This window comes from Mycobacterium sp. NGS48 (genome assembly GCF_059812585.1).
In genome coordinates this window covers 72,597-87,733 of sequence record NZ_JCALCY010000002.1, presented here as the reverse complement: position 1 = coordinate 87,733, position 15,137 = coordinate 72,597, and the positions used below count along the sequence as shown (strand labels likewise).

The 15,137-nt window shown below is 67.2% G+C and carries 15 protein-coding genes; 13 read left to right on the top strand and 2 right to left on the bottom strand.

What is annotated here, in order from left to right:
* Positions 1-22 precede the first annotated feature (22 nt).
* From mca to AC5Y42_RS04045, 4 genes are read left to right on the top strand one after another with little or no spacing between them, the layout of a single operon-like run.
* Entirely contained in the window at positions 23-895 is an 873-nt protein-coding gene (mca, locus tag AC5Y42_RS04060) for a mycothiol conjugate amidase Mca (RefSeq protein ID WP_499896009.1), read from the top strand.
* Positions 892-1,170, top strand: coding sequence for a hypothetical protein (locus AC5Y42_RS04055; RefSeq protein WP_499896008.1), 279 nt, complete (start codon positions 892-894; stop codon positions 1,168-1,170). Before mca ends, AC5Y42_RS04055 begins: the two co-directional genes overlap by 4 nt.
* Entirely contained in the window at positions 1,154-3,151 is a 1,998-nt protein-coding gene (locus tag AC5Y42_RS04050) for a thioredoxin domain-containing protein (protein WP_499896006.1), read from the top strand. The genes AC5Y42_RS04055 and AC5Y42_RS04050 overlap by 17 nt, the downstream gene beginning before the upstream one ends.
* Before the next feature lie 10 nt (positions 3,152-3,161).
* Positions 3,162-3,533, top strand: a complete 372-nt coding sequence (locus AC5Y42_RS04045; RefSeq protein ID WP_499896004.1) for a nuclear transport factor 2 family protein — start codon at positions 3,162-3,164, stop codon at positions 3,531-3,533.
* 10 nt (positions 3,534-3,543) lie between these two features.
* Here AC5Y42_RS04045 and trhA read toward each other — a convergent pair whose 3' ends face one another.
* Positions 3,544-4,254, bottom strand: coding sequence for a PAQR family membrane homeostasis protein TrhA (gene trhA, locus AC5Y42_RS04040; RefSeq protein WP_499896002.1), 711 nt, complete (start codon positions 4,252-4,254; stop codon positions 3,544-3,546).
* Positions 4,255-4,364: 110 nt separating this feature from the next.
* Between trhA and AC5Y42_RS04035 the strand changes: the two genes are divergently transcribed.
* The 4 genes from AC5Y42_RS04035 (at position 4,365) to AC5Y42_RS04020 (ending at position 7,587) form a co-directional block, all read left to right on the top strand.
* Positions 4,365-5,156 carry a (2Z,6E)-farnesyl diphosphate synthase gene (locus tag AC5Y42_RS04035; RefSeq protein ID WP_499896001.1) on the top strand — a complete coding sequence of 264 codons (792 nt, stop codon included), beginning with the start codon at positions 4,365-4,367 and terminating at the stop codon, positions 5,154-5,156.
* Between the two features lie 72 nt (positions 5,157-5,228).
* Entirely contained in the window at positions 5,229-5,645 is a 417-nt protein-coding gene (locus AC5Y42_RS04030) for a hypothetical protein (protein WP_499895999.1), read from the top strand.
* Positions 5,646-5,687: 42 nt separating this feature from the next.
* Entirely contained in the window at positions 5,688-7,034 is a 1,347-nt protein-coding gene (locus AC5Y42_RS04025) for a hypothetical protein (RefSeq protein WP_499895997.1), read from the top strand.
* 133 nt (positions 7,035-7,167) lie between these two features.
* Positions 7,168-7,587 carry a hypothetical protein gene (locus tag AC5Y42_RS04020; RefSeq protein WP_499895996.1) on the top strand — a complete coding sequence of 140 codons (420 nt, stop codon included), beginning with the start codon at positions 7,168-7,170 and terminating at the stop codon, positions 7,585-7,587.
* A 150-nt stretch (positions 7,588-7,737) separates the two neighbouring features.
* Here AC5Y42_RS04020 and coaA read toward each other — a convergent pair whose 3' ends face one another.
* On the bottom strand, positions 7,738-8,676 hold the full coding sequence (gene coaA / locus AC5Y42_RS04015) for a type I pantothenate kinase (RefSeq protein ID WP_499895994.1): 939 nt from the start codon (positions 8,674-8,676) through the stop codon (positions 7,738-7,740).
* Between the two features lie 42 nt (positions 8,677-8,718).
* Between coaA and AC5Y42_RS04010 the strand changes: the two genes are divergently transcribed.
* The 5 genes from AC5Y42_RS04010 (at position 8,719) to phoH2 (ending at position 15,094) form a co-directional block, all read left to right on the top strand.
* Positions 8,719-9,930, top strand: coding sequence for a DUF885 domain-containing protein (locus AC5Y42_RS04010; RefSeq protein WP_499895992.1), 1,212 nt, complete (start codon positions 8,719-8,721; stop codon positions 9,928-9,930).
* Positions 9,931-9,934: 4 nt separating this feature from the next.
* Positions 9,935-11,362, top strand: coding sequence for a glycine hydroxymethyltransferase (locus AC5Y42_RS04005; RefSeq protein ID WP_499895991.1), 1,428 nt, complete (start codon positions 9,935-9,937; stop codon positions 11,360-11,362).
* A 57-nt stretch (positions 11,363-11,419) separates the two neighbouring features.
* Positions 11,420-12,700 (top strand): serine hydroxymethyltransferase, encoded by a 1,281-nt coding sequence (gene glyA, locus AC5Y42_RS04000; protein ID WP_499896739.1) that lies wholly within the window; start codon positions 11,420-11,422, stop codon positions 12,698-12,700.
* Positions 12,701-12,754: 54 nt separating this feature from the next.
* A complete protein-coding gene (locus AC5Y42_RS03995; RefSeq protein WP_499895989.1) occupies positions 12,755-13,582 on the top strand; it encodes an acyl-ACP desaturase in 828 nt (275 codons plus the stop codon).
* 204 nt (positions 13,583-13,786) lie between these two features.
* On the top strand, positions 13,787-15,094 hold the full coding sequence (gene phoH2 / locus AC5Y42_RS03990) for an RNA 5'-3' helicase PhoH2 (protein ID WP_499895987.1): 1,308 nt from the start codon (positions 13,787-13,789) through the stop codon (positions 15,092-15,094).
* The last annotated feature ends 43 nt before the right edge of the window (positions 15,095-15,137 follow it).

The following is a 15,137-nucleotide window of genomic DNA, read 5'->3' as shown; positions in this document are numbered from 1 at the left end:
ACAACGCACGGACAGGGAGCACGTGAGCGAACTGCGGTTGATGGCGGTGCACGCCCACCCGGACGACGAGTCCAGTAAGGGCGCCGCCACCCTTGCCCGCTACGCCGACGAGGGTCATCGCGTGCTGGTGGTGACGTTGACCGGCGGCGAACGCGGCGACATCCTCAACCCCGCCATGGACCTGCCGGAAGTGCACGGACGTATTGCCGACATCCGCCGCGACGAGATGGCCAAGGCCGCCGAGATTCTCGGTGTCGAGCACACCTGGCTCGGGTTCATCGACTCCGGCCTGCCCAAGGGCGACCCACCGCCACCGCTACCGCAGGATTGCTTCGCGCTGGCCCCGCTGGAGGCGTGCACCGAGGCGCTGGTGCGGGTCGTGCGCGAGTTTCGGCCGCATGTCATGACGACCTACGACGAAAACGGGGGCTACCCGCACCCCGACCACATCCGCTGTCATCAGGTTTCGCTGGCGGCGTTCGAAGCGGCCGGCGATTACCGCCGCTTCCCGGCGGCCGGTGACGTGTGGACGGTGCCCAAGCTCTACTACAACCACGGCTTCCTGCGCGAGCGGATGCAGTTGCTGCAAGACGAGTTCGCCAAGTACGGCCAGGAGGGCCCGTTCGGAAAGTGGCTGGCGCACTGGGATCCCAAGCACGACATCTTCGCCGACCGGGTGACGACCCGAGTTGAGTGCTCGGCGTATTTCAGCCAGCGTGACGACGCCTTGCGCGCCCACGCCACCCAGATCGATCCCGACGGCGATTTCTTCGCCGCACCGATCGAATGGCAGCAGCGACTCTGGCCGACCGAGGAATTCGAGCTGGCCCGCTCACGGGTGCCGCCGCGCCTACCCGAGACCGATCTGTTCGCAGGAATCGAGACCGACCAGTGATTGAGCTTTTCGATGTGGTGACGTTGCTTGCCGACGACGCTCCCCGCAACACCGGACCGGATTTCGGCAAGGCCAGCCCGTTCGGACTGCTCGTGATCGTGTTGCTGCTGCTCGGGACCTTCCTGCTGGTGCGGTCGATGAACCGGCAACTGAAGAAGGTCCCCGAGTCTTTCGACCCGCAGCACCCGGAGCCGGACCAGGCCGCCGACGAAGGTACCGTCGGCGTCGATCAGCCGGCGGATCGCAACGGATTGCCGCGTGAACCCGACGAATAGCAACACCCTCGCCGGGGCCGCCAGCCCATATCTGCGCCAGCATGCCGACAACCCGGTGCACTGGCAGCAGTGGACGCCGCAGGCGCTGGCCGAGGCCGCCGAACGCGACGTGCCGATCCTGCTCTCGGTCGGCTACGCCGCGTGCCACTGGTGTCATGTCATGGCCCACGAGTCCTTCGAGGACGAGGACGTTGCCGCGGCGATGAACGCGGGATTCGTGTGCGTGAAGGTGGACCGCGAGGAACGGCCCGACATCGACGCCGTCTACATGAATGCCACCGTTGCGCTCACCGGGCACGGCGGCTGGCCGATGACATGCTTCCTCACGCCGGACGGGCGGCCATTCTTCTGCGGCACCTACTATCCGAAACCGGCGTTCTTGGAACTACTTTCGGCCGTCGTCAACACCTGGCGGACACGCCGTGACGAAGTCGAGCAGGCGTCCGACCACATCGCCGGCGAGCTGCGATCGATGGCCTCTGGGATGCCGGGAGGCGGGCCAGACGTCAAGCCATCGCTTTGCGATCAGGCCGTAGCCGCCGTGCTGAGCGAGGAGGACCCAGTGCGTGGCGGATTCGGTCGAGCGCCGAAGTTCCCGCCGTCGGCCCTGCTGGAGGCGCTGCTGCGGGACCACGAGCGCACCGGGTCGGCTGAGGCGCTCGGCGTGGTGGAGCGCGCGGCCACCGCGATGGCCCGGGGCGGAATCTATGACCAGCTGGCGGGCGGGTTCGCCCGTTACAGCGTCGATGATGCCTGGGTGGTACCGCATTTCGAGAAAATGCTCTACGACAATGCGCTGCTGCTGCGAGCTTATGCGCACCTGGCTCGTCGCAACGGAGACCCGTTGGCGCGCCGCGTCGCCGGCCAGACCGCACGGTTCATCATCGACGACCTGGGTGCCGCCGACATGTTCACCTCGTCGCTGGACGCCGATGCCGCGGGCCGCGAAGGCTCGACCTACGTGTGGACTCCCGCACAATTGCGTGAAGTGTTAGGTGACGACGACGGGCGTTGGGCCGCTTCACTATTCGGCGTAACCGACACCGGAACGTTCGAGGAGGGCACGTCGGTGCTGCAGTTGCGCAGCGACCCCGGCGACGTCGACCGCTTCGACCGGGTCCGCACCGTGCTGCTGGCCGCGCGGTCGACCCGGGTGCAGCCCGACCGCGACGACAAAATCGTCACAGCGTGGAACGGGTTGGCGATCACCGCGTTGGCGGAAGCCAGTGTTGCCCTCGATGATTCGGAACTGCTGGCTGCTGCCCGACGCTGCGCCGCGGCGCTGGGGGAACTGCACATGGTCGACGGTCGACTGCGTCGCGCCAGTCTGCGCGGGGAAGTCGGCGACACCGCGGCCATCCTGGAAGACCATGCGGCGCTGGCCACCGGGTTGTTGGCGCTCTACCAGCTGACCGCCGAGGACACCTGGCTGGCTACTGCCACTGAACTGCTCGACATCGCGCTGGCGCGCTTCGCCGACCCGGACCGCCCGGGCCGCTGGTTCGACACCGCCGACGACGCCGAGGAACTGATGTACCGGCCCGCCGATCCGGTCGACGGGGCGACGCCGTCGGGCGCCTCCACGATCGCCGAGGCGCTGCTGACCGCCGCGCACTTGGTGGGCGCTGACCGTGCTGATCGTTACCGAGAGGCGGCGGCCGACGCCCTGTTGGCGCATTCACCGTTACTGGCCGGGGCGCCGCGCTCAGCCGGCCATTGGCTGGCGGTCGCCGAAGCCGCCGTCCGTGGGCCGCTGCAGATCGCGGTCGCTACTGATGCGCCGGGATCGTCGTTGCTGGCTGATGCGCGCAGACTCGCACCGGGCGGAGCCATCGTGGTTGGCGGGGCGGTCGACTCGTCGGAACTACTGGCCGGACGCGATCGAGTCGACGGCGCCGACGCCGCCTACGTATGCCGTGGGCGGGTGTGCGACATGCCGGTCACCACTACCGAGGACCTGGCTGCCGCCCTGTCGCGGTAGCGTGCCTGACATGCCGAGTGCTGAAACCATCGCCGATACCGTCAACCGCTACATCAGCCTGGTCGCCAAGGGCAGCGCCGACGACATCGTCGAGCTCTACGCCGACGACGCCACCGTCGAGGATCCGGTCGGCGGCGAGGTACACATCGGTCGGCAGGCTATCCGCGGCTTCTACGCGGCTCTGGAATCCGGCGAACGGGAATGCGAGCTGGTGACACTGCGGGTCGCCGGTAACGAGGCGGCCTTCCACTTCAGGCTGACAGTGGCATACGGCGACAGCCGGATGGTGATCGAGCCGATCGACGTGATGGTCTTCGACGACGACGGCAAGGTGGCCGGGATGAAGGCCTACTGGTCGCCGGAGAACGTCACGCAGCTATAGCGCCACGCAGTTATAGCGGGTGGCCGACGTAAAACACCGCAAACCACATGGCGATGTAGTGGCAGACCGCGGCCAGCGCGGTGAGTCCGTGGAAGAACTCGTGGTAGCCGAACGTTGCCGGCCACGGATCGGGCCAGCGCAGTCCATACAACACGCCGCCGATGCTGTACAGCACACCGCCGACCGCCAGCAACACCATTGCGGCAACCCCGGCGGTGTGCACGATCGTCGGGGCGAACCACACCGCGACCCAACCCAGCAGCAGGTAAAGCGGTACACCGACCCAGCGTGGCGCCGTAGGCCAGCACATCTTCAGCAAGATCCCCGCCAGTGCACCGCCCCACACGATCCACAGCACCAGCAGGCCGGTGTCATGCGGCATGGCCAGCCGTGCGAACGGCGTGTAACTTCCGGCGATGAACACGAAAATCATCGAGTGGTCAAGCCGCTTCATTCGCTTGCGGGCAGTCAGCGATTTCCACTGGACCCGGTGATAGGTGGCGCTGACGGCGAACATCGCCACCGTGGCCGCGGCGTAGATCAGCGTCGCGTGGCCGGCGCGGCGCGATTCGGCCGCCCATGAGACGGATACCAGCGCTGCGCCGCAGATGAGCGCCAACCAGGCGGAGTGGAAGTGGATCCAGCCGCGCATTCGCGGCTTAACCAGGACTTGGGCGGCGCCCTCGACGATGTCGTCGGTCACTTCCCGGACAGCAGCCATCGGTCCAGACTGATCAGATCGCGAAGCGCCGTCGGTCTGGCTCGATTTGCCCTTCCGGAACTCTCCGGGATTGCCGGTAACCATTGCCCCTCACAGTAATCTGGTTCTTCGTGGACATCATCCCGCCACGGCTCAAGGAACCGCTGTATCGCATCTATGAATTGCGGCTGCGGCAGGGCCTGGCTGCTTCCCGGTCCGCACTGCCCCGCCACATCGCCGTGCTGTGCGACGGGAACCGACGTTGGGCGCGCAGCGCCGGCTACGACGATGTCAGCTACGGCTACCGGATGGGCGCGGTCAAGATCGCGGAAATGCTGCGCTGGTGCCAAGAAGCCGGCATCGAAATGGCCACCGTCTACCTGCTGTCCACCGAGAACCTGCAACGCGATCCCGACGAACTGGCCGCGCTCATCGAGATCATCACCGACGTGGTCGAGGAGCTCTGTGCCCCGGTGAACCACTGGAGTGTGCGCACGGTCGGAGATTTGGAGCTGGTCGGCGAGGAGCCCGCGCGGCGGCTCCGCTCGGCCGTCGAGTCGACCCGCGAGAAGAACGGCGGCTTCCACGTCAATGTGGCGGTCGGTTATGGCGGCCGCCAGGAAATCGCCGACGCGGTGCGCGGCCTGTTGAACAAGGAACTCGCCAACGGAGCCAGTGCCGAGGAACTCGTCGAGGCGGTCACCGTCGACGCGATCTCGGAAAACCTGTACACCTCCGGGCAGCCCGACCCCGATCTGGTCATCCGGACATCGGGGGAGCAGCGGCTATCGGGCTTCCTGCTCTGGCAGAGCGCCTACTCGGAGATGTGGTTCACCGAGGCGCACTGGCCGGCGTTCCGTCGGGTCGACTTCCTCCGCGCGCTGCGCGACTACAGCCAGCGCCACCGCCGTTATGGCGGATAGCGCACTGTAGCTGGCAGCGTTTGGCAGCGCCGTGCCTGGCGTTGGCACTGCTGACGGCCGCACCATCGGCACATGACCCGCGAAATAATTTCAGGTAGTCACAACCACCCCCTGCTGGGAGGTGACCGCGGACGCTGGCAATCGATCTCTGCCGACCTGGCCTTCTGGAGCCTCGCGGGCGCGATCGTCGCCGCGTTATCTGGGCCGCTCGGTGACTGGTGGAGCGTGCCGCACCCGGCGTTGCTTGCCGGTGGGCTGGCGTTTGTCGTTGGCGGTATCGGCCTACTGTTCGGGCTGAACCGGATGCGCCCGATTCCGCGACGCCTGGTGCGGGGATTCGGGGTGTTCAACCTCATCTTCGCCCCGGTCGTGTGGGTGACGGCATTGTCTGGCTGGTTGTCGCTCAGTGAATCGGGTAACTGGGCGCTCGTCGCCGCCGGCGGGATCGCGGTTGTGCTCGGCGGTTGGCAGTTGAACACGTCGCGCTGAATACGCGCGGTGACCGCGTGTTGCGCGTGCCACACTTGATCCATGGCTGCGCTGTCTGCGGTGGTGTTCGCGCTGAGCTGGTGGCTGGGCGCGTATCTGCTGGCCCGTGACCCGCGCAAGCCCGTGCTGGTGTTGGCCGCGACGGGCCTGTGTGGCTTCGCGGGCGTCGTGGCGCTGGACGCGGTGCGGCTGACGGCGCACAGCGGCTTGCTCAGCCAGATTGAGATTTACTTGGCGGCTGTTCCCGGCGTGGCGTGGTTCGCGGTGCTGCTGGAGTTGGCGCGACCGTGCGATCACTGGTCTAGCCGCGCCCGCGAGCTGCTCCTGGCCGGCGGGGTCGCGGCCGCCGTCCTGGTCGGCGCGACGATGGCCGGCAGCGTCGACGGCCCGGTGCGGTCAGGCCACTGGGTGATGTTTGCGGTGATCTCGCTTTCCACACTCGGCGCAATGGCCAAGGCGTTGGTCCGGCCCGCCCAACCGGTCCCGGTCGCCGGGCTGGTCGTCGTCGCGACGCTGTTCTTCGCGCTGAGCAACGCCATCCTGATCATTCCGCTGGGCTTGTTGCCCAGCTGGCTGGCCCTGGCGTCGACGGGATGCGACGTGCTGGCGCTCGGTGTGGCGGTGGCGTTGTGGGACGCCTTCGACGAAGGTCAGGCGCTGCGGGCCGACATGCTGCGCTCGTTTTGGGGCAGCGTCGCGGTGGCGGCGCTGTTCGGCGGTCAGGTGCTGATCGGGATCGCGTTGACAAGCCAGCAACCCGCGCTGATGGTGCTGCTATTCACCAGTTTGGCGATCGCGATCGACGTGCAGGTCCTTGCCGACCCGCTGGCGGGGCTGCTGGACCGGCTGGCTTTCTCGCGTTCGCCGGCGCTGCGCGCCGACCGGGCGACGTTGCGCCGCACCGAATCAGCGCTGCCGCTGCGATCGGACGATCCGCTCGACCGCTTCGACGACGACACATTCGTCCGGCTCACCCGGCGCGCGCTGGGTCATTACGGCGACCTGTCCAAGCTGGTCGCCAGCCCGCTGACCGCGCTGCCCACCATCGACCAGCGACTGGCCGCCCGCGGGGCGCCCGACCAGCCGCTGGAGCGGGCCATCGAACTCAAGGCGCTGCTGGCCGATCGCATCACGGCGCTCAAACCGCGGGATGCCGGCGACTTCGGCACTAGCGAGCAATGGCGCTACTACAACGCGCTGTATTTCCCGTATGTCGTCGGCGTGCGCGCCTACGCGCAGAACGCCACGGCCGCCGGACTGGATCCGACGGCCCGGCAAGCCTGGCAGTGGTTGGTCACCGAAGTACCGCAGCGGTCACTGCACAACTGGCAGAACGCCGCCGCACGGCTGATCGCTGCCGATCTGCGTGGGCGGCTGCCGGTCTCCTAAGTCCGGGAATAGTCCGCGATCGTCACCCGGTTGACCTGCGCATGGCATCACTTGGCAGTGTCTCGCGTCGATCTGGCAGTCGCCGAACGGCACGCTCAGAGGTGTTCGACCCACCACCCCAAGGAGTCCTGACATGACCGCCGTTACCGGAATACCTACCCGCCCCTTGGCCGACTCGACCGACTCGCTGTTGCGGTTCGCCATGCGCGCCGACGCCACGTTGACCGGACTGGCGGGCCTGGCCGTCGCTGTTGCCGCCGACCCGATCTCGTCGCTGACCGGACTGAGCTCCGTGCAGGAGTATGCGCTGGGCGCCTTCTTCGTGCTCTACGGGCTGGCGGTGTTCAGTGTGGCCGCATTGCCAAACCTGCGCCGAGCCGGAATCGGCGTCGCTATCGCCAACATCGTGTACACGCTGGCGGCGGTTGCTGTCGTGGCGGCCGACTCGCTGCCGTTGACCGCAACCGGTGTTGCCGCAACGTTGGCCAGCGGGGTCTACACCGCGTTGTTCGGTTATCTGCAATACCTCGGAGTGCGTCGACTGCCGGCGTGACTCCCTCCGGTGTCGGTGCGGGGCGCCGCCGTTCGAGGTTTACGGTGCGCGGCCCCGCACCGGCTCACGTCTGAACCGTGCCGAGCGTCGAGTTGTTGTGGAAAATCTAGGATTTTCGCCCGACAACTAGACGTTCGGCGCTCAAGGGGATTACAGCTTGCGCAGACGCAGCCGGTTGATGGAGTGGTCGGCGTCTTTGCGCAGCACCAAGGTGGCCCTCGGCCGGGTGGGCAGAATGTTTTCGACCAGGTTGGGCCGGTTGATGGAGCGCCAGATGTCTCGGGCGGCGACGACGGCCTGCGGGTCGTTCAACCCGGCGTAGTGGTGGAAGTGCGAGGCCGGGTTGGCGAAGGCCGTGGAGCGCATCGCCAAGAACCGCGACACGTACCACTGCTCGATGTCCTCGATGCGCGCGTCGACATACAGCGAGAAGTCGAACAGGTCCGACACCATCAACGTCGGCCCGGTCTGCAGCACGTTGAGACCCTCGAGGATCAGGATGTCGGGGTGGCGCACCACGTGTTTGGCGCCGCGCACGATGTCGTAGTGCAGGTGTGAATAGACCGGCGCGCATGCGTACTCCGAACCCGACTTCACCGAGGTGACGAAACGCATCAGCGCGCGCCTGTCGTAGCTTTCCGGGAAGCCCTTGCGGTGCATGAGGTTCCGCCGCTCGAGCTCGGCGTTGGGGTAGAGGAAGCCGTCGGTGGTGACCAGGTCGACCCGCGGGTGGTGGTCCCAGCGGGCCAACAGCGCCTGCAGCAGCCGGGCGGTGGTCGACTTGCCGACCGCCACACTGCCGGCCACCCCGATGATGAAGGGCACCGGTCGGTCCGGGTTTTGCTGCGGCTCGCCGAGGAATTCGGCGGTCGCGGCGAACAGCCGCTGACGGGCGGCGACCTGCAGGTGCAACAACCGGGCCAGCGGCAGGTAGACCTCTTCGACTTCCAGCAGGTCGACCTGCTCGCCGAGACCACGCAGCGCGACCACTTCTTCTTCGGTCAGCGGCAGCGGCGTGGACATGCGCAACGCACGCCACTGACTTCGGTCGAACTCCACATAGGGGCTCGGCTCGCTCAGCCGCGGCATAGCGTCAGTCTTGCAGGGGCGACGCGGATAGCGTTAACCGGTATGGAGCCCGCCACACTGATCCGTGAGTACTTGCTGCTGGGTTTGCGCTTCGACCGGGTCGAGACCGGCTACGTCGACGCGTTCACCGGCGATCCCGCGCTGCGCCGGGAGGTGGCCAACGAACCGGCGCCGGATCCGGCCGACCTTGTCCGGCAAGCCGAACGGCTGACCGCAGTTCTGCCAGACATGCCGCGCCGCAACGGATTTGACGAGACTCGCGCCGACTACCTCGGTGCTCACCTGCGTGCGCTGGCCTGTGCCGGGCGGAAGTTCGCCGGCGAGAATGTCGGCTTCGTGCAGGAGGTGCGCGACTACTTCGACGTCGACATCGCCAAAGGTGATCCCGACAGCTATCGGCAGGCGCACACCCGGCTCGACGAGGTGCTGGGCGGCAGCGGCCCACTGGCCGACCGGATGGCCGCCCATCGCAGCGCCGAAGAGATCCCGCCGCAGCGGCTGGCCGAGTGCATCGAGGCGTTCTCCAGCGCACTGCGCGACCGGGTGCGCAGCGAGTATCCGCTGCCCGACAACGAAACCGTCGACTATCAGGTCGTCAGCGACAAGCCGTGGTCCGGATTCAACTACTACCTGGGCGACTACCGGTCGACGGTGGCCGTCAACGCCGACCTCAAACAACTGATGTCCAACCTGCCGCGGCTGGTCGCCCACGAGTCCTACCCGGGACACCACACCGAGCACTGCCGCAAAGAAGCCGGGCTGGTCAACCGGCTGGGCCAGGTCGAGCAGACCATCTTTGTGGTCAACACTCCGCAGTGCCTGATCGCCGAGGGCCTGGCCGATCTGGCCCTGCACGTCGCGGTCGGTGCCGGCTGGGGCAGCTGGGCCGCCGAGATCTACGCCGACTTGGGGCTGCGCTTCGACGGCGACCGGGCCGATGCGGTGTCGGAGGCCTCGGCGGCGCTGGCCGGTGTCCGTCAGGACGCGGCATTGATGCTGCACGACGAACACCGCGACGTCGACGAGGTGACCGACTTCCTGCGGCGCTGGCTGCTGGTCAACGACACCCGCGCCCGGCAGATGCTGCGCTTCCTGTCCTCGCCGCTGTGGCGCGCCTACACCAGCACCTACGTCGAGGGATATCGCTTGCTGCGCGGCTGGCTGGATGATCGGCCGGCCGGGGTCAGTCTCATCGAGCGATTCGGCCGGCTGCTCGACGAGCCGCTGATCCCGTCAGCCCTGCGCTTAGGCTGACAGTATGGACGCCGAATACGCGGACACCGCGAGCGCCGCCTACCGTGCGGCACTGCAGGTCGTCGAAGCCGTCGAACCTCGCATCGCCGCCGCAACACGCAAAGAGCTTGCCGACCAACGTGATTCGCTCAAGCTGATCGCCAGCGAGAACTACGCGTCACCGGCGGTGCTGCTCACCATGGGTAGTTGGTTGTCGGACAAATACGCCGAGGGCACCATCGGGCACCGCTTTTACGCCGGCTGCCAGAACGTGGACACCGTCGAGACCGTGGCCGCCGAGCACGCCCGCGAGCTGTTCGGCGCGCCATACGCTTACGTGCAGCCGCATTCGGGTATCGACGCCAATCTCGTTGCCTACTGGGCTATCCTGGCCACCCGGGTCGAGGCGCCCGGCCTGGCCGAGGCCGGCGTCAAGCACGTCAACGATTTGTCCGAGGAGGACTGGGAAGCGCTGCGGCACAAGCTCGGCAACCAGCGGCTGCTGGGCATGTCGCTGGATGCCGGCGGGCATCTGACCCACGGGTTTCGGCCCAACATCTCCGGCAAGATGTTCCACCAGCGCAGCTATGGCACCGACCCCGAAACCGGGCTGCTGGATTACGACGCCCTCGCCGCGGCGGCGCGGGAATTCAAGCCGCTGGTTCTGGTCGCCGGATATTCGGCCTACCCGCGGCGGATCAACTTCGCCACCATGCGCCAGATCGCCGACGAGGTGGGCGCCACGCTGATGGTGGACATGGCGCACTTCGCGGGGCTGGTGGCCGGCAAGGTGTTCACCGGCGACGAGGATCCGGTTCCGCACGCTCACGTCACCACCACCACTACGCACAAGTCGCTGCGCGGACCGCGCGGCGGGTTGATCCTGGCCCAACCGGAGTACGCCGATGCCGTCGACAAAGGCTGCCCGATGGTGCTGGGCGGCCCGCTGGCACACGTCATGGCCGCCAAGGCGGTCGCCCTTGCCGAGGCTCGCCGCCCGGCGTTCCAGGACTACGCCCAGCAGGTCGCCGACAACGCGCAGGCGCTGGCCGAAGGGTTCCTCAAGCGGGAAGCGCGGTTGGTCACCGGTGGCACCGACAACCACATCGTGCTGCTCGACGTCACGTCGTTTGGGCTGACCGGGCGGCAGGCCGAATCCGCGCTGCTGGATTCCGGGGTCGTCACCAACCGCAACTCCATCCCCGCCGACCCCAACGGTGCCTGGTACACCAGCGGGATCCGATTCGGCACCCCGGCGCTGACCACCCGCGGGTTCGGCACCGACGACTTCGACCGGGTGGCCGAGTTGGTGGTCGACGTGCTGACCAACACCGCACCGCAGGGCACCTCGAAAGCCAAATACACCTTGGCCGACGGCACGGCCGGCCGGGTGCACGCCGCGGCAGCCGAGCTGCTGGCCGCCAACCCGCTCTATCCGGGGCTGACCCTATAGGCCTTACATGCCAGACTGGCCGACGTGACTGCTGCTCCCGACACCGCTACGTCCGTGATGTCCGCCCCGCTCACCGAGGTCGACCCCGATGTCGCCGACCTGCTGGGCAAAGAGCTCGGCCGGCAGCGTGACACGTTGGAGATGATCGCCTCGGAGAACTTCGTGCCGCGCTCGGTGCTGCAGGCCCAGGGCAGCGTGCTGACCAACAAATACGCCGAGGGACTGCCGGGCCGGCGCTACTACGGCGGGTGTGAACACGTCGACGTGGTGGAGAACATCGCCCGCGACCGCGCCACGGCGCTGTTCGGCGCCGAATTCGCCAATGTGCAGCCACATTCGGGCGCCCAGGCCAACGCCGCGGTGCTGCACGCGCTGATGACGCCGGGGGAGCGGCTGCTGGGCCTGGATCTGGCCAATGGTGGCCATCTGACTCACGGCATGCGGCTCAACTTCTCCGGCAAGCTCTACGACGTCGGCTTCTACGGTGTCGACCCGGCGACGCATCTGATCGACATGGACGCCGTACGGGCCAAGGCCCGCGAGTTCCGTCCGAAGGTGATCATCGCCGGCTGGTCGGCCTATCCGCGAATTCTCGACTTCGCGGCGTTCCGCTCGATCGCCGACGAGGTCGACGCCACGTTGTGGGTGGACATGGCCCACTTCGCCGGTCTGGTCGCTGCCGGCCTGCACCCGTCGCCGGTGCCGCATGCGCAGCTGGTGTCCACCACCGTGCACAAGACGCTGGGCGGGCCGCGGTCGGGGCTGATCGTCGGTAAGCAGGAATATGCCAAGGCGGTCAACTCCGCGGTGTTCCCCGGGCAGCAGGGCGGGCCGCTGATGCACGTGATCGCGGCCAAGGCGGTGGCCCTCAAGATCGCCGGCTCGCCGGAGTTCGCCGAGCGCCAACAACGCACGCTGACCGGGGCGCGCATCCTCGCCGAGCGGTTGCTGGCGGCTGACGTCACCAAGGCCGGAGTGTCGGTGGTCAGTGGCGGCACCGATGTCCACCTGGTGCTCGTCGACCTGCGGAACTCTCCGCTGGACGGGCAGATGGCCGAGGATCTGTTGCACCAGATCGGCATCACCGTCAATCGGAACGCGGTGCCGAACGACCCCCGGCCGCCGATGGTGACCTCCGGGCTGCGGATCGGTACGCCGGCGCTGGCCACCCGCGGTTTCGGCGACACCGAGTTCAGCGAGGTTGCCGACATCATCGGCACCGCGCTGGCCGGCGGCGAGGCGGCCGACGTGCCGGGGCTGCGGGACCGTGTGACCCGGCTGGCCAGGGCTTTTCCGCTCTATGACGGGCTCGAGGACTGGAAGCTGGTCGGCTCCTGACGACACGTCCCGGATGATTTCACGAAACCTGTAAACCTGGGTTACAGTTACTTTATGGCACAGAAACCTGTAGCTAATGCACTGATCCTGGAGCTCGATCCGGTGGTCGAGGCAAATCTGGACCGCCATCTCACGACCGAGGACATCTGGTTCGCGCACGACTACGTGCCGTTCGAACAGGGCGAGAACTTCGCCTTTCTCGGTGGACGTGACTGGGACCCGTCGCAGGCGTCGCTGCCGCGGCTGATCACCGACGCCTGCGAGATCCTGCTCATCACCAAGGACAACCTGGCCGGCTACCACCGCGAGCTCGTCGAGCACTTCATCCTCGAGGACTGGTGGGGCCGCTGGCTGGGCCGGTGGACCGCCGAGGAGCATCTGCACGCCATCGCATTGCGTGAGTACTTGGTGGTGACCCGAGAAGTGGACCCGACCGCCAACGAGCAGGTCCGGGTGGAACACGTGATGAAGGGCTACCGCGCCGATCGCTTCAGCCAGGTCGAGACCCTGGTGTTCATGGCCTTCTTCGAGCGTGCCCATGCGGTGTTCTGCCGTAACCTGGCGGCGCAGATCGAAGAGCCCGTGCTGGCCGGGCTGATCACCCGGATCGCCAAAGACGAAGAGCGCCATGAGGAGTTCTTCGCGAACATCGTGGCGCACTGCCTGGAGTACACCCGCGACGAGACGCTGGCCGCGATCGCCGCCCGCGCCGCCGAGCTCGGTGTCGTCGGCGGCGACATCGATGCCTACCAGGACAAGGTGCAGAGCATGGCCGACGCCGGGATTTTCGGCGACTCGCAACTGCAGCAGGTGATTTCCGGCCGCATCACGGCATGGGGGCTGGCGGACCAGCCCGAGCTGCAGCAGTTCATCCAAGGCTGATAGCCGGGCGCGTTAGCCCACGGCGCGCCTGCACGGCGGGTATGTGCCGACCGGAGTAGCGTCGCATTCGATGGCTAGCGACGTGCTCTGCTGTCCCGACGGCACCTCTTGTCACGACATCGCCACGACCGCCCCCGGTCCTGGTGCCGCATCCCCGCCGACACATCCGCGCGGGGGCCGCGCGGTTCGCGCAAGGAGCGCTCCGTGACTGATATCCGGACGTATGTGCTGGACACCTCGGTGCTGTTGTCGGATCCGTGGGCGTGTACCCGGTTCGCCGAACACCACGTAGTGGTGCCGCTGGTGGTGATCAGCGAACTCGAGGCCAAACGCCATCACCACGAGCTCGGTTGGTTCGCCCGTCAGGCACTGCGCTTGTTCGACGACCTTCGGCTGGAGCATGGGCGGCTGGATCAGCCCATTCCCGTTGGTGCGCAAGGCGGTACGGTGCACGTCGAGCTCAACCACACGGACCCGGCGGTGTTGCCGGTGGGTTTCCGCACCGACAGCAATGACTCGCGGATCCTCAGTTGTGCGGCCAACCTTGCCGCCGAAGGCAAGCAAGTCACGTTGGTGAGCAAGGACATTCCGCTGCGGGTCAAGGCCGGTGCAGTCGGCTTGGCCGCCGACGAATATCACGCACAGGATGTCGTCATCTCCGGGTGGACCGGGATGACCGAGGTCGAAGCCGCGGCCGAGGACATCGACGCTCTCTTCGCCGACGGCGAAATCGATCTGGCGGCTGCCCGAGACCTGCCGTGCCACACCGGGATCCGGTTGCTGGGCGGCAGTTCGCATGCGCTCGGGCGAATCAACGTGCACAAGCGAGTCCAACTGGTACGCGGCGACCGCGAGGTGTTCGGGCTGCGCGGTCGCTCCGCCGAGCAACGAGTGGCGCTGGACCTGTTGCTCGACGAGTCGGTGGGCATTGTGTCGCTGGGCGGCAAAGCCGGCACCGGGAAGTCGGCGCTGGCGCTGTGCGCGGGCCTGGAAGCGGTGCTGGAACGGCGAACTCACCGCAAAGTGGTGGTCTTCCGCCCGCTGTACGCGGTTGGCGGCCAGGAGTTGGGCTACCTTCCCGGCAGCGAGAGCGACAAGATGGGCCCGTGGGCGCAGGCGGTCTTCGACACCCTCGAGGGTCTGGCCAGTCCAGCGGTGCTCGAGGAGGTGCTGTCCCGGGGCATGCTCGAAGTGCTGCCGCTGACCCACATCCGGGGCCGCTCGTTGCACGACTCGTTCGTCATCGTCGACGAGGCGCAATCGCTGGAACGCAACGTGCTGCTGACGGTGCTGTCCCGGCTGGGCGCAGGATCGCGAGTCGTCCTGACCCACGACGTCGCTCAGCGCGACAACCTGCGAGTGGGCCGTCACGACGGCGTCGCGGCCGTGATCGAGAAGCTCAAAGGCCATCCTCTGTTCGCTCACATCACGTTGCTGCGGAGCGAGCGGTCGCCGATCGCCGCGCTGGTCACCGAGATGCTGGAGGAGATCAGCCAGGGGCCGCTGCCGTAATTTCGAACCGGTTGAGCGCTGCTCCATGACCGATGGACGCCGG

Bases quoted from the DNA above. Each gene is read 5' to 3' on its own strand.
- AC5Y42_RS04025 (WP_499895997.1), top strand. From the start codon at position 5,688: ATGGCTGCGCTGTCTGCGGTGGTGTTCGCGCTGAGCTGGTGGCTGGGC.
- coaA (WP_499895994.1), bottom strand. From the start codon at position 8,676: ATGCCGCGGCTGAGCGAGCCGAGCCCCTATGTGGAGTTCGACCGAAGT.
- AC5Y42_RS03995 (WP_499895989.1), top strand. From the start codon at position 12,755: ATGGCACAGAAACCTGTAGCTAATGCACTGATCCTGGAGCTCGATCCG.
- trhA (WP_499896002.1), bottom strand. From the start codon at position 4,254: ATGGCTGCTGTCCGGGAAGTGACCGACGACATCGTCGAGGGCGCCGCC.
- AC5Y42_RS04045 (WP_499896004.1), top strand. From the start codon at position 3,162: ATGCCGAGTGCTGAAACCATCGCCGATACCGTCAACCGCTACATCAGC.
- AC5Y42_RS04010 (WP_499895992.1), top strand. From the start codon at position 8,719: ATGGAGCCCGCCACACTGATCCGTGAGTACTTGCTGCTGGGTTTGCGC.
- glyA (WP_499896739.1), top strand. From the start codon at position 11,420: ATGTCCGCCCCGCTCACCGAGGTCGACCCCGATGTCGCCGACCTGCTG.
- AC5Y42_RS04030 (WP_499895999.1), top strand. From the start codon at position 5,229: ATGACCCGCGAAATAATTTCAGGTAGTCACAACCACCCCCTGCTGGGA.
- AC5Y42_RS04020 (WP_499895996.1), top strand. From the start codon at position 7,168: ATGACCGCCGTTACCGGAATACCTACCCGCCCCTTGGCCGACTCGACC.
- AC5Y42_RS04005 (WP_499895991.1), top strand. From the start codon at position 9,935: ATGGACGCCGAATACGCGGACACCGCGAGCGCCGCCTACCGTGCGGCA.